This window comes from Pseudanabaena sp. UWO311 (assembly GCF_006937785.1).
In the GTDB taxonomy this organism is placed as follows: domain Bacteria; phylum Cyanobacteriota; class Cyanobacteriia; order Pseudanabaenales; family Pseudanabaenaceae; genus Pseudanabaena.
Genome location: NZ_SJEE01000029.1, coordinates 1 through 15,842, shown reverse-complemented (window position 1 = coordinate 15,842; position 15,842 = coordinate 1). Strand labels below are relative to the sequence as shown.

At 43.7% G+C, this 15,842-nt stretch carries 20 protein-coding genes; 18 read left to right on the top strand and 2 right to left on the bottom strand.

Features of this window, described 5'->3' with window-relative positions:
• The first annotated feature begins 255 nt into the window (after positions 1-255).
• The 5 genes from PseudUWO311_RS18420 (at position 256) to PseudUWO311_RS18400 (ending at position 4,608) form a co-directional block, all read left to right on the top strand.
• Positions 256-651 carry an ArsR/SmtB family transcription factor gene (locus tag PseudUWO311_RS18420; protein ID WP_142656695.1) on the top strand — a complete coding sequence of 132 codons (396 nt, stop codon included), beginning with the start codon at positions 256-258 and terminating at the stop codon, positions 649-651.
• A 207-nt stretch (positions 652-858) separates the two neighbouring features.
• On the top strand, positions 859-1,419 hold the full coding sequence (locus PseudUWO311_RS18415; protein WP_190303559.1) for an NUDIX hydrolase: 561 nt from the start codon (positions 859-861) through the stop codon (positions 1,417-1,419).
• 289 nt (positions 1,420-1,708) lie between these two features.
• A complete protein-coding gene (psbA, locus tag PseudUWO311_RS18410) occupies positions 1,709-2,791 on the top strand; it encodes a photosystem II q(b) protein (RefSeq protein WP_142656694.1) in 1,083 nt (360 codons plus the stop codon).
• A 168-nt stretch (positions 2,792-2,959) separates the two neighbouring features.
• Positions 2,960-4,057 (top strand): NAD(P)H-dependent flavin oxidoreductase, encoded by a 1,098-nt coding sequence (locus PseudUWO311_RS18405; RefSeq protein ID WP_142656693.1) that lies wholly within the window; start codon positions 2,960-2,962, stop codon positions 4,055-4,057.
• A 38-nt stretch (positions 4,058-4,095) separates the two neighbouring features.
• Positions 4,096-4,608, top strand: coding sequence for a methyltransferase family protein (locus tag PseudUWO311_RS18400; protein WP_142656692.1), 513 nt, complete (start codon positions 4,096-4,098; stop codon positions 4,606-4,608).
• Between the two features lie 24 nt (positions 4,609-4,632).
• Here PseudUWO311_RS18400 and PseudUWO311_RS18395 read toward each other — a convergent pair whose 3' ends face one another.
• Both PseudUWO311_RS18395 and PseudUWO311_RS18390 read right to left on the bottom strand, forming a co-directional pair.
• Complete coding sequence (locus tag PseudUWO311_RS18395; protein WP_142656691.1) at positions 4,633-5,133, bottom strand: rhodanese-like domain-containing protein; 501 nt, start codon at positions 5,131-5,133, stop codon at positions 4,633-4,635.
• A gap of 11 nt (positions 5,134-5,144) precedes the next feature.
• A complete protein-coding gene (locus tag PseudUWO311_RS18390; protein WP_142656690.1) occupies positions 5,145-5,630 on the bottom strand; it encodes a DUF4079 domain-containing protein in 486 nt (161 codons plus the stop codon).
• A gap of 441 nt (positions 5,631-6,071) precedes the next feature.
• On the opposite strand from PseudUWO311_RS18390, the gene PseudUWO311_RS18385 reads away from it, so the two are divergent.
• The 13 genes from PseudUWO311_RS18385 to PseudUWO311_RS18330 all read left to right on the top strand — a co-directional run.
• The gene (locus tag PseudUWO311_RS18385) at positions 6,072-6,293 is read left to right on the top strand and encodes a DUF2892 domain-containing protein (protein WP_142656689.1); all 222 of its coding nucleotides are present in this window, start codon (positions 6,072-6,074) and stop codon (positions 6,291-6,293) included.
• Entirely contained in the window at positions 6,283-6,819 is a 537-nt protein-coding gene (petC, locus tag PseudUWO311_RS18380) for a cytochrome b6-f complex iron-sulfur subunit (protein ID WP_142656688.1), read from the top strand. The genes PseudUWO311_RS18385 and petC overlap by 11 nt, the downstream gene beginning before the upstream one ends.
• Positions 6,820-6,920: 101 nt before the next feature.
• Positions 6,921-7,994 (top strand): Photosystem Q(B) protein 1, encoded by a 1,074-nt coding sequence (locus tag PseudUWO311_RS18375; protein ID WP_142656687.1) that lies wholly within the window; start codon positions 6,921-6,923, stop codon positions 7,992-7,994.
• A 181-nt stretch (positions 7,995-8,175) separates the two neighbouring features.
• Positions 8,176-8,586 carry a NifB/NifX family molybdenum-iron cluster-binding protein gene (locus PseudUWO311_RS18370; RefSeq protein WP_142656686.1) on the top strand — a complete coding sequence of 137 codons (411 nt, stop codon included), beginning with the start codon at positions 8,176-8,178 and terminating at the stop codon, positions 8,584-8,586.
• 102 nt (positions 8,587-8,688) lie between these two features.
• On the top strand, positions 8,689-8,895 hold the full coding sequence (locus PseudUWO311_RS18365) for a DUF2892 domain-containing protein (RefSeq protein ID WP_142656685.1): 207 nt from the start codon (positions 8,689-8,691) through the stop codon (positions 8,893-8,895).
• Positions 8,896-8,985: 90 nt separating this feature from the next.
• Positions 8,986-10,290: an NAD(P)/FAD-dependent oxidoreductase gene (locus tag PseudUWO311_RS18360; RefSeq protein ID WP_142656684.1), complete on the top strand. Its 1,305-nt coding sequence runs from the start codon at positions 8,986-8,988 to the stop codon at positions 10,288-10,290.
• A gap of 43 nt (positions 10,291-10,333) precedes the next feature.
• A complete protein-coding gene (locus PseudUWO311_RS18355; RefSeq protein WP_142656683.1) occupies positions 10,334-10,630 on the top strand; it encodes an ArsR/SmtB family transcription factor in 297 nt (98 codons plus the stop codon).
• A gap of 59 nt (positions 10,631-10,689) precedes the next feature.
• Complete coding sequence (locus PseudUWO311_RS24660) at positions 10,690-10,926, top strand: DUF3122 domain-containing protein (protein ID WP_263402984.1); 237 nt, start codon at positions 10,690-10,692, stop codon at positions 10,924-10,926.
• Positions 10,913-11,218: a DUF3122 domain-containing protein gene (locus PseudUWO311_RS24655; protein WP_263402982.1), complete on the top strand. Its 306-nt coding sequence runs from the start codon at positions 10,913-10,915 to the stop codon at positions 11,216-11,218. The genes PseudUWO311_RS24660 and PseudUWO311_RS24655 overlap by 14 nt, the downstream gene beginning before the upstream one ends.
• Before the next feature lie 187 nt (positions 11,219-11,405).
• Positions 11,406-11,801 carry an SCP-2 sterol transfer family protein gene (locus PseudUWO311_RS18345; protein ID WP_142656682.1) on the top strand — a complete coding sequence of 132 codons (396 nt, stop codon included), beginning with the start codon at positions 11,406-11,408 and terminating at the stop codon, positions 11,799-11,801.
• 84 nt (positions 11,802-11,885) lie between these two features.
• Positions 11,886-12,197, top strand: coding sequence for a rhodanese-like domain-containing protein (locus tag PseudUWO311_RS18340; protein ID WP_142656681.1), 312 nt, complete (start codon positions 11,886-11,888; stop codon positions 12,195-12,197).
• A gap of 24 nt (positions 12,198-12,221) precedes the next feature.
• Positions 12,222-13,556, top strand: coding sequence for an efflux RND transporter periplasmic adaptor subunit (locus tag PseudUWO311_RS18335; protein WP_142656680.1), 1,335 nt, complete (start codon positions 12,222-12,224; stop codon positions 13,554-13,556).
• A 12-nt stretch (positions 13,557-13,568) separates the two neighbouring features.
• The coding region (locus PseudUWO311_RS18330) for an efflux RND transporter permease subunit (RefSeq protein WP_142656679.1) at positions 13,569-15,842 on the top strand (2,274 nt) is incomplete at its 3' end.

Here is a 15,842-nt window from a genome sequence, read left to right as displayed (position 1 = left end):
CAAAACAAGTACTACCTATTCTTTTTTAGCATACGTTTTCGCCACAATCTAATCTATTTGATTATCATTAATTTATACCAAAACACAAAATGGCTACGCCATTTTGTGTTTTTAAAAACCCTACAGGGTTTGCTTTTCAATTCACAGAAGTGTCATCAACCTTTTGTGAATTAGCATATTACTATATAGCATATTACTATATAGTAATATGCTATAATGAATTAAATTAAATAATTAAAGTTCTCCTCTACCATCATGACCTTCAATCCTTCTGCCCTGACTCAAGTCGCCGATTACTTTAAGGTATTATCCGAACTCAGCCGACTACAAGTCTTATGTTCTTTGAAGTCAGGCTCAAAGAATGTTACAGAAATTATGGAAGATACAGGATTGGGGCAAGCAAATGTCTCGAAACACCTAAAGATTTTAGCTCAGTCAGGGATTGTCTCTAGGACTCCTCAAGGAGTCAGCGTGTATTACGAGATTATCGAACCATTCATTTTTGATCTATGTGAATTGGTGAGCGATCGCCTTTCTATTCGATTGGAAGAACAGTCGCAACAACTAAAGCAACTGGAAGGATTACGACGATCTGAACCTATCAAGGCTAGTCAAAAGAACTCTAAAGTTAAAGCTAAAAGTTACGCTTGAAGACTTATCCAACGGCATACCATTGGAGTAAGTTATGGACTGATGTTACGTGGAAGGAATTCCTGCAATGTTGAAGGATCTGGGCTGGCCCGGGGGCACAGCCCCTACAAAAAATTTAAATTATTCAGGTAGGGGCAATCCCCCCGTGGTTGCCCTGCTGTGCTAGCAGCAAGAAATTCATGCCCTGAGTTCCACGTAACACCAGTTATGGATAAAATACAGTCTAACTCTCCACAAATTTGGCAAATCCAAGATCGCTTCCTAGAAATGCATTCGCATTGGATGACCTTAATTGGCGAATATCTGCAAGATGATCGCGGCGAGATTTTGGAGTATTGGCGGATTGAGAAAGCTGATTCAGTGATTGTTCTGCCAATTCAAGGCGATCGCATCTTAATTCCTAAGCCAAGTTATCGTGCTGGTATTGGGCAGATAACTTTAGACTTTTCTGGTGGACGTGTACCCGCAGGAGAGAGTCCTCAACTTGCAGCGATCGCTACGCTCAAGCGCGAGTTAGGAATTGAGGCATCAGCGATCGCGCAATTAATTCCTTTAAATGCTGAAGGTTGGGCTGTGAATAGTTCTTTCTCCAATCAAAAGCTTTTTGGATTTGTGGCTCATATAGAACCCAAAGTAAAATTAAGCCCTGAATTAGTTACAGTTACTCATCCTGCAACTTCAGATGGAGTAAAGGACTTACTTAAGGAGATTACTTGTCTACAATGCCGTGCTGTCTTGCTGGAGTGGGTATTACTAAATCAATATTGATCTGACATATGGATTAATGAGCGGGAAGTACCCAACATTATATCCATATATCAGATCAATCTTTGTATCTATATATAACCTAAATACCTTTGCTAGCAAGACTTATAGGAAATCCCTCTAATCACCAAATATTCTTCTCTTTCACAATCTTACTTTATCTTTTCTTAGCATTTTAGGAGCCACTTTATGTTGACAGTCTTCCTATTTATTGTATAGTCGTATAACTGATTGGCTATATATTGATATTCAAGACAGCCAATCTGCTTAACAAATCTCACATAAAATAACCATGACAACAGCTACACAAAGACGAAACAATGCGTCAGTCTGGGATCAGTTTTGTGATTGGGTCACTAGTACCGAAAACCGCCTATACATTGGCTGGTTTGGCATTATCATGATCCCCACCTTGATCACTGCAACCATTTGTTTCATCATCGCCTTTATCGGTGCACCTGCCGTAGATATTGACGGAATCCGTGAGCCTATTTCTGGCTCCTTGCTATCTGGCAACAACTTGATTACCGCCGCCGTCGTTCCCTCCTCGAACGCGATCGGTCTGCACTTTTACCCCATTTGGGAAGCTGATAGTCTTGATGAATGGTTATACAACGGTGGTCCTTACCAGCTGATTGTCTTTCATTTCTTGCTCGGAATTTACTCTTATATGGGACGTGAATGGGAATTGTCATACCGCCTCGGTATGCGTCCTTGGATTGCTGTAGCCTACTCTGCACCTGTCGCAGCAGCAACCGCAGTCCTATTGATCTACTCCGTTGGGCAAGGATCGTTCTCTGACGGCTTACCTTTGGGGATTTCTGGTACTTTCAACTTCATGCTTGTACTTCAAGCAGAACACAATGTGCTGATGCATCCTTTCCACATGTTAGGAGTAGCAGGTGTGTTTGGGGGCGCATTATTTGCTGCCATGCATGGTTCCCTTGTAACTTCTAGCTTGATTCGTGAAACTACTGAAAATGAAACTCAGAATGCTGGTTATAAGTTTGGTCAAGAAGAAGAAACCTACAATATCGTGGCTGCTCACGGTTACTTTGGACGCTTGATTTTCCAATATGCCTCCTTCAATAACAGTCGAAGTTTGCACTTCTTTCTTGCCCTATGGCCAGTAGTTGGAATCTGGTTTGCTGCTTTGGGTGTAAGTTCTTTTGCATTCAATCTGAATGGCTTCAATTTCAACCACTCAATTTCCAGCAGCCAAGGAAATTTAATACCTACTTGGGCTGACGTAATTAACCGCGCTAACTTGGGTATTGAAGTAATGCATGAGCGTAATGTTCACAATTTCCCTCTCGACTTGGCGGCACTTGACGTAACACCTGTTGGGATGAGATCTCCAGCTATCAACGGATAATCCCTGTAATTTCCCACTCTCTTACCAAATAAAAAAGCTCTCCGAAAAGAGGGCTTTTTTATAAAGTTTAATTGATTCAAATGATTAAGGTTTGTTTTATAACCTTATAGTTATGTAATTACTAACAAGTGTATACTTAGAGTATGAAATCCTAGTCGGTCTTTGAAGATGCAAATATTATTACCCTCTCTCCAAATCGGTCATTATTTTGCTCGATATCCTATTATTCAAGGAGGTATGGGCATTCGTATTTCTGGAGCGAATCTGGCGGCGGCGGTCGCTAATGCGGGTGGTATTGGAGTAATTTCTGCTGTTGCTTTAGGGCTGAATTCACCCTATTTTGATATTACTCAGACTAATGTTGGTAAACGAAGAGAGCAGTTTTTTGAAGCAAATCGACTGGCGCTAATTGATGAAATTCAAAAAGCGCGTAAACTTAGCCCCGATGGTATTTTGGCTGTCAATGTTATGGTTGCAGCTCAAGATTATGAAACCTTAGTGCGTACATCGGCTGAGCAAGGGATAAATTTAATTATTTCTGGTGCAGGATTGCCCATGCAATTACCAGAATTTACTGCCGACTATCCAGAAGTCGCATTAGTGCCAATCGTTTCTAGCACCCGTGCCGCTCGAATTATGTGCCGTAAATGGGAACGGAATTATGGAAGGTTGCCTGATGCTTTTATTGTAGAAAACCCCAATTCCGCAGGTGGACATCTAGGCGCTAAATTGGAAGAGCTAGGAGATCGCACGTTGGATGCAGAACAGGTAATTCCCGAATTAGTGACATATCTACAACAGGAACTTGGTAAAGCCATTCCCGTAATCGCCGCAGGTGGTGTATGGGATCGGGACGACATTGATCGCATGATCGCAATAGGAGCCAGTGGTGTGCAGATCGGTACGCGATTTATTACCACCGATGAATGTGATGCGGATATTCGCTACAAAGAATTTCACCTCCATGCTCAACCTGAAGATGTGGTGATTATCTCTAGCCCTGTGGGAATGCCAGGAAGAGCATTGAGGAATTCTTTTGTGGAAAAGGCGATCGCAGGAGATGCCAATCTGGATAAACGTTGCTTAGCCAGTTGTCTGCATAACTGTAAATGTCGCGATGAGCAGAAATATTACTGCATTATTAAGGTGTTAGACAAAGCGGCGCGAGGTGATATTGAGAATGGACTTATTTTCTCAGGAAGCAATGCTGGACGAGCGAAACGAATTATGCCTGTTGCCGAACTGATGGCTGAGTTAGTTGCTTAGAACGCTTACAATATAATTTCACAAGCAAGAAGGAAGATATGAACCAATTTAAAGAATGGGGATTTTCAGCACAATGGTGGCGTGGTGAGAAGGGCGAGTATTGGGTACTCGGTCAAACAATTCTCTCTGTTGGATTTGTGCTTTTGCCTGTGTATCCAGAAACCGCTTTAAATGATTTGCCGCCATTTTGGAAATACATAGGTTGGTTATTGGCAGGACTGTTCGGGCTAATCGCTGCCTCATTATTACTTTCAGGAAGCCGAGAATTAGGAAGTAACCTTACTCCTTTACCTCATCCCAAACAGGATGGAGAATTGGTAACTAGTGGCATTTATGGAATGGTCAGGCATCCGATTTATAGCGGTGTGATTTTCTTGGCGATCGCCTATAGTTTTTGTCAGTTGAGTTTCGTTCATGCGATCGGCGCAATAACCCTACTACTATTTTTTGACATCAAAGCCAGAAAAGAAGAATCATGGCTGAGTAGTAAATTCTCTGATTATGATCAATATCGATCACAAGTTAAAAAATTAATTCCTTGGATTTATTAAGGTCAAAATAGTAATCGCCTATTTTCACGTAGCGATCGCTTCACCAGCTTTTTGCCAACCAACTAAGCTTGGCGGAAAGCCTTGCACATTGTCATAATTCAGTAGATGTAAGGTCATCACACCCATCGAAGATCGATAGCCCGTGGAACAGTATAAAATTACAGGGCGATCGCTAGGAATTTTGCTTAAATTACGCGATATTGTCCGCAGTGGAATATTAATGGCACTAGGGATATGTCCTGATTGATATTCCGATGGTTCGCGGACATCCACTAATAGAGCTTGACGATCTGTCATCAAACTTTTCAACTCTTCGACATTAGCGATCGTGTAGTATCCCGATGGAATAGCCATGAGATATTTATCCAACGCCATTTCCAGTCGCGGATATCCTTGAATACTCGACAGCAGATTAGGTATATCGATTGGTTTTGAGGCGATCGCGTTGGTCTGAAATCCTAACAAGAGAGAGAATGATAAAACGATTCCGAGCAGTAAAGTTGAGAGCGATTTCGTAAGCTTCATGATTTCTTCAATTAACCCGCAGCAGGTGTATTCATCGAACTCAAAATCTTCTGCACAATTTGTACACCAGTAAAAGCTTGCCAACCAAACAGCCCCATCACCAGCATATTGATCGCCACATGAACTTTGCGAACCCAGTCATGCTTTTGCATAAAGGGAACTAGAGCCGCCGACACAGCGATCGCACCTACCATTCCTAAACCAGCAAACAAATGAGCGTTAATGAAAATCTTGCCACTACTTATATATGTCGCCACAATACCACCAATCGCACCCAATACCATTATGGCTAGAACGATAGAACCAATTTGGTGATGACGAATCGCGAATTTACCTTTGATCATTTCTTTCTTAATATCACCTTCTGCTAGTCTGGTGCGACGAACTTGCACACCCAGATACATCGCATAGATAGTAATACCCAGCAATATCCACATCATAATGGGATGAAAAAAGCTGAGATAGGGCTTGAGAGGCGATAAAGTTTCTGAATTCATGACGATTGTTTTCAATGCGATCGCATATAAAGTGATTGGATATCTTTTCTACTTCCCATCCATTAAATAACGCTAGAAAATCGCTATAACTCTATACCTAGGTCTAACCTATAAAAAAATAGATGGGAACAAAAATCAGTATTACATTCTGACGTATAACTTCCTGTATGAATTACATAAATTGTACTGAAACCATATAGTTCTTTACGAAGGAACGATTAACTACTCATGACTTATGGAAAAGCTAAAGCCTATATTTAGCATAGGGTTGACTCATCTAGAAAACAAACTTAACTTAGTCTTAAGATTAATCTTGTTTAATTATATTACTAATAAGTTATATTAAAGTAGGTTACAAAAAACATTGCAATACTTCAAGAATTAAGTCTTCCAATATTGCTGCAAGTTTTTGCAATTTGTTTAACATTGGAGATTTCCATTATGAATACAAATGTTGGCGCAATCGATCGCTTGATCCGCTTGTTATTGGCTTCTGCGTTGTTCTATTTAGGCTTTTTCCTTTATGGCGGTACTGGATTAGGTATTGCTTTAGTTGCAGTGGGTGGCGTAATGCTAGTAACTGCTCTAGTAGGCTTTTGTGGACTTTATCAGCTTCTAGGAATTCGCACCAATAAACTTACTGGGTCTCTTCATGGAAAATAGTCTCCCTCTCGAAAGCCCTTCTCTATCAAGGCGGCAATTACTAAATTTCATCACTGGATCGGCGATCGCCGTGACCGCAGGTTCGGCACTCTATCCCTTTGGTAATTTCTTCGTTCCGCCATCAGAAGCCGTTGGTGAAGGTGGCGCTATTCTTGCTAAGGATATCTTAGGCAAAGTAATTCCCGCCTCACAACTCTTGGCTGAGCCACCAGAAACTCGCGCTCTAGTGGCAGGTTTAGCAGGAGAACCCACCTATCTGATTGTTACCGCCGATCGCACTCTCGACAACATCGGCATTGTCGATAACTGTACACATCTCGGTTGCACTTTTTCTTGGAACCCAATGGATCAGCAGTTTCAATGTCCCTGTCATGGTTCTCGCTATGCCCCCAATGGAACCGTGGTGCGTGGTCCTGCTCCTCTACCACTCAAGATTGTCAAAGTAGCAGTAACTGACAACAAAATCTTAATCTCGCCATGGACAGAAACCGATCCTCGGACTGGTAATAAGCCTTGGTGGGTATAGGATATCTCCATATTCAGGATCGCTAATTGCAGTCTTTTTAAACTTCTCAGTTCAGTTACATTCTATTCACTATTGAATTGTATTGACAAAGAGTAATAATTATGACAACTTATATCTTTCCGAAACAGTCAAAGCTTGACCCAGTAAATTCTTGGCAAGTCTTTTCTGGCTGGATCACAAGTACCAACAACCGTCTATATATAGGTTGGTTCGGTATTCTCGCAATTCCCACATTGCTCGTGGCAGCGATTGTTTTTGTACTAGCGATCGCCAATGCTCCATCTGTCGATATGGAGGGTATTCGCGCTCCCATTGCGGGATCGCTGATGGCTCACAACAATATGATTACTGCTGCTGTCGTGCCAACTTCGGCGGCGATCGGGTTGCACTTTTATCCTGTGTGGGAAGCTGACTCCATTGATGAATGGCTATATAATGGCGGGCCTTATCAGATGATCGTGTTTCATTTTCTGATTGGCATCTGGGCTTATCTCGGTCGCCAATGGGAATTGAGCTACCGCTTAGGAATGCGTCCTTGGATCGCCGTAGCCTTTTCTGCTCCCGTAGCCGCAGCCACTGCCGTACTGTTCATCTACCCAATCGGACAGGGAAGCTTTTCTGAAGGAATGCCTTTGGGGATTTCGGGTACTTTCTACTTCATGCTCTCGCTCCAAGCAAAGCATAATGTCTTGATGCATCCGTTCCACATGATTGGAGTAGCTGGAATTTTGGGTGGTGCGCTTTTGAGTTCGCTCCACGGCTCTCTCGTTACTTCGAGCCTAATTCGCGAAACTACAGAGATTGAATCAGCTAACCTTGGCTATAAATTTGGGCAAGAAGAAACTACCTATAATTTACTTGCCAGCCACAGTGGTTATCTGGGTAGATTGCTGATTCCCACATTGTCACTACGGAATAGTCGGACTACCCACTTTCTCTTAGCTGCCTTGCCAACTATCGGCATTTGGTTTGCCGCTTTAGGGATTGGCGCAATGAGCTTTAATCTCAATGGGTTTAATTTCCAACAATCGATTTCAGATGATTCTGGTCATCCAATTCGCACTGATGCGGATTTGCTTAATCGTGCAGACCTTGGAATTGAAGTCATGCGATCGCCTAATGGACATAATTTCCCCGTTCCATTGGCTCTGACATCTCCTGATATTTCTGCTTAGACAACTCATGTTAAGTAGAACGAAGATTGCCCTCACCCCCCAGCCCCCTCTCCCATGAAGGGCGAGGGGGAGTAAGACCAACTCTTGTTCCCCTCTCCCCTTTTGGGAGAGGGGCTAGGGGTGAGGGTCTTAGAAACTTTCACATAACATCAACTAAAAAACAAAAAATAGGAACTATTCAATGAAAATTGCCGTGTCTAGCCAAAATCAAACCAATGTAACAGGACATCTCGGACATTGCCAGAAATTCTGGATCTATGATGTGGACGACACATTTATTCAAGATAAACAACTGTTACAACTCACTAAAGCTGAAAGCTTCAATGAAAGCTCTCCTAAAGAAACCCATCCATTGGACGTTGTGCAGGTACTGATTAGCGGCAGTATGGGAAATGGATTAGTTTGCCGACTGGAAGCCAAAGATATCAAACCAATTGTCACTTCCGAAACCGATCCCGATACTGCCGTAACAGACTATCTTGCGGGTTCGTTAATTGTGAAGACTCAAGAGGAACGCGATCGCGATCATGAGGTGGAACATGCACATGGTGGAGAAGATGACCACAAAGGTGTGCGGATGTACTACATTTAATTCTAAAAACTAATTAGTTTCAAAATATTTCAATTTATTAACTAAATTACTTTATAGTGATATAATCATTTTATTAATTTTAAAAGCACAATGCAGAAACCGATGATTAGTAGTAACCGATCTTGGAATCAATCGCAGTGGTTGCGCTTAGTCGCAGGCAGTATGGTTTTAATCAGCTTGTCCCTATCGCTGATTAAAGTCAATTGGTTATTTTTGACGGCATTTGTCGGACTGAATTTGCTGCAATCTGCTTTTACTAAATGGTGTCCGTTGATTGCGGTATTGCAAAAACTAGGAGTGAGAGAGTGAATGTGTGAGGATAATGCTTTGCACCATCCTCACACTAGGAGCATTTAATAAAAATTTTTAATAAAAAATTATTTTTTTGGAGTCGAGATTATGGCTCGTGTTGTTGTGATTGGCGCTGGATTAGGAGGTTTACCTGCTGCTTACGAGTTGAGGCATGTATTACCCCGTGAACATAAGATCACGCTTATTTCCAATCAACCAAAATTTACCTTTGTGCCTTCTCTGCCTTGGGTGGCGCTAGGATTAAAATCCCTTGATAGCATTCAATTAGATTTAGCCAAAACCGTCATCAAACATGACATTGAGTTTATTCATGCAGCGGTTACTGCGATCAATCCAAAGTTGCGTCAGATCAAGATGGACGACGATCGCACATTGGACTATGACTATGCGGTGATTGCCACGGGACCCGAACTTGCCTTGGATGCTCTGAAGGGATTAGGTCCAGAAGGTGGCTATACCCAATCAATTTGTAATCCACATCATGCAGTGTTAGCTGGTGAAGCATGGGAGCAATTCTTAGAGAATCCAGGACCGATCGTGGTGGGTGCCTCCCCAGGAGCGAGTTGTTTTGGTCCCGCCTATGAGTTTGCTTTTTTGATCCATGATCAATTGAAGAGAAAAGGACTGCGATCGCAGGTTCCGATCACCTTCATTACTTCTGAACCCTATGCAGGACATCTAGGCATCGGCGGCATGGCAACCTCCAGATGGCTGATGCGTAAATTTATGGCTGATCGGGAAATCGAACTGATGGAAAATACTGCTATTTCCCATTTTGAAGCTGATGCTGTGCATTTAGTTGATGGGCGCGTGATTCCTTCTAAATTTACGATGGTGCTACCGCCTTTCCGAGGACCCAAATTTCTCCGTGATGCGGTCGGGCTAACTGATGCTAAGGGATTTGTACCCGTATTACCCACCTATCGTCATCCAGAATTTGATTCCATTTATGCTGTCGGTGTGGTTACGCAACTCAAAGCGGTTGAACAAACACCAATCCCCACAGGTGCTCCCAAGGTGGGATTGATGTCTGAAGAAATGGCGTTAGCAGTCGCCCAGAATATTGCCTTAGAGTTGGGAGTTACTTCTGGAAATCAATGCAGACCAACCTTACAAGCGATTTGCTTTGCGGATTTCGGTAATACGGGCGCATTATTTCTCGCTGATCCACTTTTGCCTGATGCGGCAGGTGATCGCAAACGTGCCCTTATCTATCACGGGATCTGGGTGTCTTGGATGAAGGCTGGATTTGAGAAGTATTTTCTCACGAAAATGCGCTTTGGCTGGACGATTCCTTGGTTTGAGAAGATTGGCTTTAGAGCGATCGGACTACCACTTGTGGAACCAATTATCCCCAGCTTAGAACCAGATCCAGTTCAAGCGAAAGCATGAATGGGAATGAGCAATATCCTAATTTTGAATAGTAGGAGCAGGTATGGACATCACTCTCAATCCTAGCGAATTGGAAATTCTGGCAAATCGATTCCGCGCTTTGGCAGAACCAACTCGTCTGCAAATCCTGATGGCAATTTGTAACCAAGAGCGCAGTGTACAGGATATCTGCGATCGCACTGGACTCCATCAAGGCAATGTATCGAAGCATTTGCGATTGATGAAAGATGCTGGAGTGGTAGCCTGTCGGAGAGAGAGTGTGTGGCGATTTTACCGAGTCATTGATACAGAGTTACTGATGCTGTGTAGTTCTAGCCATAAATTTCGGAATAATTCTTGAGATGATGCTTAGTGCTTCGCACTAAGCATCATCCATAACTTAATTAGGATACAAACGTTATGAAATGTCAAACTCGCAAATTTTTCTCTTGGTTATTGTTGATTGGTGCAATTACGATTTTTGTTCTGATCGGATTAGGACTTCTGGATGTTCCTAGTGCATCGGCGGCTATTCGACAATTGGAAGAATCTCCTAATCAAATGATTTATCAAGCGCGTCAATCTCTCAAGGATCAGCATGGTAATACTTGGCAAACCATTGCTTTCAAACGAGTTCGTCCTGATGGCAATAGTTAGTTTTGAACTGCGCTTAGTGGGCTTTCCTAATTTGGTAGCGATCGACCATGCTCAGCCTCTGACTTTAACTAACTCGTTGGGTAAAACCCTCATTGCTAACGATATGTCTAGCAATATTTTCAAAGAAGGAGCGCAGGCGAATGTTGGACAGTACGATCTTCAACCTTTGCTGTCGGAGTTGCAAGCTGAGATTCCTTTAAAGATTTCTTTGCCAACGATCAAAGGTGATGCGATTAGTTTATCGGTTCCTCCTTCGCTAGTTGCAGAATGGCAAACTGTGGCTAATTACTAAAGCCCTCACCCCCCTCCTTAACCCCTTCCTAGCCCTCCCCTTGTAAAGGAGAGGGAACAAGATTTCTAGTCTTCCCCCTTTGCAAGGGGGAATTAAAGGGGGTTATGAGACTTGTGTATACTCGGTAGCTCCCAAAGGGTATGAGGAGGCTACTCAAAATCAAAATCAAATTACTTTGGAGTTAACAATGACAGATTTATTTTCCCCAGAATGGATGCAAGAATTTGGTGAACAATGGAATGCAGAACCTGATCTAGCTGATGCTCTTGCGAAGATTCATTTTAACTCTGTAATCGGTTATGGGTTTGAGCGCGATCCAAATCCTATAGGTGTTCTTATGATTGAAGAAGGAAAGGTTATCTCTGCGGGAGCCTATGAAGGACAGAAGCTGAATTGGGATTTACGCGCCGATCGCACCCATTGGGAGAAATGGAAAACAAAAGGCTTGGACATGATGGGATTGAGCATGGCGTATATAAGTCGCAAGTTACAATTCCGTGTTGGTGATTACACTGCCATGATTAAAGACCCTCGGATGGCATCTCCATTTATTAAATCATTTGCGGTAATGAGCAAGGTTTAAGCAAGGTAAATCAAGTCAATTCAAAAAGGGAAAAACTAATGAAAGCTAAATCAACAAACAAACAAGCAAGCGCAGAAACAATCCATGAATCCTTCTCCACTCTCACCCTCGCAATTAAAGTCACGTCAGAATCAATTAATGGTGGTTGATGTACGCGGCTGGTTGGAATATTTGATCGGGCATATTGCAGGAGCTAAGAAAATGAGCCGCGATCGCATTTTGAAGGAAGTTCCCAAAGATCAGGCGATCGCGATTACTTGTCTGTCTGGACATCGCAGCGATATGGCAGCGCAATGGCTAGTTGCTCAGGGCTACAGTAAAGTCCATAGCTTAAAAGGAGGTTTATTGGCTTGGCAAAGTGCTGGATATTCCGTACATAGAGGCATTCGTCCTTAAACACAAAAAATAAGGCTTAATCCCATGACTCACACTACCTCAGATGAATCACTTCATGAACCGCTCGATCCGCCAGTTGATGAAGCCGTTAAACAAGAACCAAAACAACCACATACACCCAAAATGTCTTGGAAGGGCTGGGGATTATTGGTCGGAGGTGTTCTTTTATTGACAGGAGGAACTTGGTTTGTACTGTCACAGAACCGATCGCCCCAACCTTCAGAAATTGCAAGTACCTCTGCTCTTAGCGTTGACACCTTAACTATACGTTCTCAATCCGTGGCAAATACCTTAGAGCTTTCTGGTTCAATTCGCCCTGTAGAGCAAGCCACGCTCTCAACGAGGGTGATGGGGCGGATTACGCAATTGTCACTAGAAACGGGCGATCGCTTCCGCAAAGGCGATATCCTCACACGGATTGATGTAATGGATATCACTGCCCAAACTGGTCAAGCACAGTTAGGCGTTGCCCAAGCCCAAGCGGAAGTATTTCGCTCTCAAGCTAGTCTCAATCAATTAGAATCGCAAAAATTAGAGGCACAGTCGGCTTTGCGATTAGCTCAAGTGACTCAATCGCGAATGTCTCGACTGCAAGCAGAAGGAGCAGTTTCGCAATCAGTATTAGATGACGCAAATACAAATCTCGAACAGGCTAGAGCGAGGGTCGCGCAGTCAGAAGCGGGTATTCGTCAGTCACAGGCGGCGATCGCGCAAACCCAAGCGGCGGTGAGTCGCGCCGAACTGAGCGTCATCTCTTCAGATGTCAGCGAAAGCTATGGCACGATCTTCGCGCCTTTTGATGGCGTTGTTGTCCAAAAGCTAGCTTATGAAGGAGAAATGGCGGCTCCTGGGACACCATTACTAAAAGTGGAGAATCCCAATAAACTTGAGCTAGAGATCTCTGTGCCTGAAGAGAATTTGCGATTTGTGCGGGTCGGTCAATCGGTCAAAGTCCAGTTTGATGCTGTTAATCAATCACTCAATGCCACGATTCAACAAATTGTGCCAGCCGCTAATGCTCAATCACGCAGCTTTTCAGTCAAAATTCCTCTAAACAATTCGGGTAAATTAATCTCTGGAATGTTTGGGAGAATTGCCTTACCTATTGGGGCAACCAAAGAAACGCTGCTCATTCCCACAACTGCTCTCATCCAACGCGGACAATTACAAGGGGTGTATGTGGTGGAAAATGTTGAAGATAAAGCCATCTCCAAAACAATCGCCATGATGCGTTGGGTGAAAACAGGTAAAACTCAAGATGGACAGGTTGAGATTGTGTCAGGTTTAAAGGCAGGCGATCGCATCGTTACCAGCAATATCGCCCAACTTAGTGACGGACAAGCCGTTACAGCGCGGTAATAGGAGGAAATCATGCAAGATTCACCGAATGGTCAAAACCCGAATAGTCAAAATGGTTTTCAATCGCCACCACTGCATCGTCATAAGTTAGGTTTTGTCGGTCAATTAGCTAAACAATTCATTGACTCCAAATTGACCCCATTAATTATTATTGTGGCGCTCCTGTTGGGGATTGGCGCAACCTTAATGTTGCCCCGCGAAGAAGAGCCACAAATTACCGTGCCGATCGCCGATGTATTTGTGCAAATGCCAGGGGCTTCAGCTAAAGAAGTCGAACAGCGCGTCTCGACACCGATGGAAAAGTTGATTAAGGAAGTGCCAGGAGTGGAATATGTTTACTCCACTTCGCGCCCTGGTTCATCTTTAGTGATTGTCAGATTTTTAGTTGGTAGGAAGACGGAAGATGCGATCGTGCAGCTTTACAACAAGCTTTATGCCAACTTTGACAAGATTCCTGCTGGTGCTTCTCAGCCGCTAATTAAGTCACGGGCGATCGATGATGTTCCCATTCTGGCGGTGACTCTGTCGGGAGATGGCAGCACTGGTACGGAATTACGACAAATTGCGGCGCAATTAGATGAGCAAATTAAGCAAGTTCCTGATGTTTCGGAAACGACGATTATTGGTGGTCAAAAGCGCCAACTGCGCGTAGAACTCGATCCCACGCGCTTAAAAGCTTATGGATTAACCCCTCTAGAAATTTCGCAAGCATTTCAATCCCAAAACTCTGAATTAGCTGGCGGTGCTTTAAGTCAAAATAACCAATCATTTTTGGTGCGAACTCAAAGCTTTATGCGATCGCCTGAAGACGCGAAAAGTCTAGTCGTAGCCGTGGCGAATAATCAGCCCGTATATTTGCGAGATGTCGCCACTGTCACCGATGGTGCGGAAGAACCCGCCAGTTATGTCTTGTTTGGCTATGGCGATGTCGCGCAAGAACATGGTACTAAAGCCGCCAAAAAAGAAGAGAAAACGGCGGAACATACTCCTAAACATACTGGTGAAACTGAAGCCGTAACGATCTCGATCGCCAAACGTGGTGGCGCAAATGCCATTCAAGTATCGCATCATGTCTTACACAAACTAGAAGAAATTAAATCTAACTATCTTCCTAAAAACGTCACTTTAACCGTTACCCGCGACTATGGCGAAACCGCCGCCGAACGCTCCAACGAACTGCTATTTCATATGCTAATTGCGGTCGGTTCGGTAACGTTACTGATGTGGTTTGCGATGGGTCGCAAAGAGGCGATGGTGGTAGCGGTGTCGATTCCCGTTACTTTAGCTCTGACCCTTGCCAGTTTTGTTTTTTACGGATTTTCGCTCAATCGCGTTACCTTCTTTGCGCTGATCTTCTCGATTGGGATTCTGGTCGATGATGCGATCGTGGTCGTGGAAAATGTCGGTCGCCATTTGGAACTGCCTGAAAATAAAACCCGTTTAAAATATTCTCCAAATCGTCAGCGTACTTTGAGACAGATTGTCCTCGAAGCCGTTGATGAGGTGGGTAATCCGACGATTTTGGCAACCGTAGCCGTAATTGCCGCGATTTTACCGATGGCTTTTGTGGGCGGCTTGATGGGACCATATATGCGCCCGATTCCCTTGGGTGCTTCGGCAGCGATGATCTTCTCGGCATTAGTAGCCTTCATCGTCGTGCCTTGGACAACGATGCAAGTCTTCACGGGCGGTAGTCATGGCGGACATCAAGAAGGAGAGGAAGATGCGCTTACCAAGCTATATCGCCGCTTGATGTATCCTCTGATCCATTATCCCAAAAGAGGTACGACTTTTCTGATTGCCACCTCACTCGCCCTAGTCGTTATCGTAGTCGGACTAGCTGGATTTAAATTAGTGATCCTGAAGATGCTGCCCTTTGATAATAAAAGCGAGTTGCAGGTAGTAGTGAATATGCCTGAAGGTACAACCCTCGAACAAACTGCTAAGGCGACCAGAGAAATGGGGCAATATCTGGCTTCTGTGCCTGAAGTGCTGAACTATCAGAGTTATGTGGGAACTGCTTCTCCCTATAACTTCAACGGTTTAGTGCGTCATTACTTCTTGCGATCGGGTTCCAATGTTGCCGATATTCAAGTTAACTTCTTACCAAGGGAAGAACGGAAACGTCAGAGCCATGATATCGCTAAAGCAATTCGTCCTAAACTCAAGGAAATCGGCGATCGCTACGGTGCTAGGATTCAAGTCGCCGAAATCCCTCCCGGCCCCCCAGTGCTGCAAAATTTAGTTACGGAAGTCTATGGGCCTGATTATCAAGGACAAATCGAT

Excerpts from the sequence above, each read along its gene's own strand:
- PseudUWO311_RS18420 (WP_142656695.1), top strand. The coding sequence starts at position 256 with ATGACCTTCAATCCTTCTGCCCTGACTCAAGTCGCCGATTACTTTAAG.
- PseudUWO311_RS18415 (WP_190303559.1), top strand. The coding sequence starts at position 859 with ATGGATAAAATACAGTCTAACTCTCCACAAATTTGGCAAATCCAAGAT.
- psbA (WP_142656694.1), top strand. The coding sequence starts at position 1,709 with ATGACAACAGCTACACAAAGACGAAACAATGCGTCAGTCTGGGATCAG.
- PseudUWO311_RS18405 (WP_142656693.1), top strand. The coding sequence starts at position 2,960 with ATGCAAATATTATTACCCTCTCTCCAAATCGGTCATTATTTTGCTCGA.
- PseudUWO311_RS18400 (WP_142656692.1), top strand. The coding sequence starts at position 4,096 with ATGAACCAATTTAAAGAATGGGGATTTTCAGCACAATGGTGGCGTGGT.
- PseudUWO311_RS18395 (WP_142656691.1), bottom strand. The coding sequence starts at position 5,133 with ATGAAGCTTACGAAATCGCTCTCAACTTTACTGCTCGGAATCGTTTTA.
- PseudUWO311_RS18390 (WP_142656690.1), bottom strand. The coding sequence starts at position 5,630 with ATGAATTCAGAAACTTTATCGCCTCTCAAGCCCTATCTCAGCTTTTTT.
- PseudUWO311_RS18385 (WP_142656689.1), top strand. The coding sequence starts at position 6,072 with ATGAATACAAATGTTGGCGCAATCGATCGCTTGATCCGCTTGTTATTG.
- petC (WP_142656688.1), top strand. The coding sequence starts at position 6,283 with ATGGAAAATAGTCTCCCTCTCGAAAGCCCTTCTCTATCAAGGCGGCAA.
- PseudUWO311_RS18375 (WP_142656687.1), top strand. The coding sequence starts at position 6,921 with ATGACAACTTATATCTTTCCGAAACAGTCAAAGCTTGACCCAGTAAAT.
- PseudUWO311_RS18370 (WP_142656686.1), top strand. The coding sequence starts at position 8,176 with ATGAAAATTGCCGTGTCTAGCCAAAATCAAACCAATGTAACAGGACAT.
- PseudUWO311_RS18365 (WP_142656685.1), top strand. The coding sequence starts at position 8,689 with ATGATTAGTAGTAACCGATCTTGGAATCAATCGCAGTGGTTGCGCTTA.
- PseudUWO311_RS18360 (WP_142656684.1), top strand. The coding sequence starts at position 8,986 with ATGGCTCGTGTTGTTGTGATTGGCGCTGGATTAGGAGGTTTACCTGCT.
- PseudUWO311_RS18355 (WP_142656683.1), top strand. The coding sequence starts at position 10,334 with ATGGACATCACTCTCAATCCTAGCGAATTGGAAATTCTGGCAAATCGA.
- PseudUWO311_RS24660 (WP_263402984.1), top strand. The coding sequence starts at position 10,690 with ATGAAATGTCAAACTCGCAAATTTTTCTCTTGGTTATTGTTGATTGGT.
- PseudUWO311_RS24655 (WP_263402982.1), top strand. The coding sequence starts at position 10,913 with ATGGCAATAGTTAGTTTTGAACTGCGCTTAGTGGGCTTTCCTAATTTG.
- PseudUWO311_RS18345 (WP_142656682.1), top strand. The coding sequence starts at position 11,406 with ATGACAGATTTATTTTCCCCAGAATGGATGCAAGAATTTGGTGAACAA.
- PseudUWO311_RS18340 (WP_142656681.1), top strand. The coding sequence starts at position 11,886 with ATGAATCCTTCTCCACTCTCACCCTCGCAATTAAAGTCACGTCAGAAT.
- PseudUWO311_RS18335 (WP_142656680.1), top strand. The coding sequence starts at position 12,222 with ATGACTCACACTACCTCAGATGAATCACTTCATGAACCGCTCGATCCG.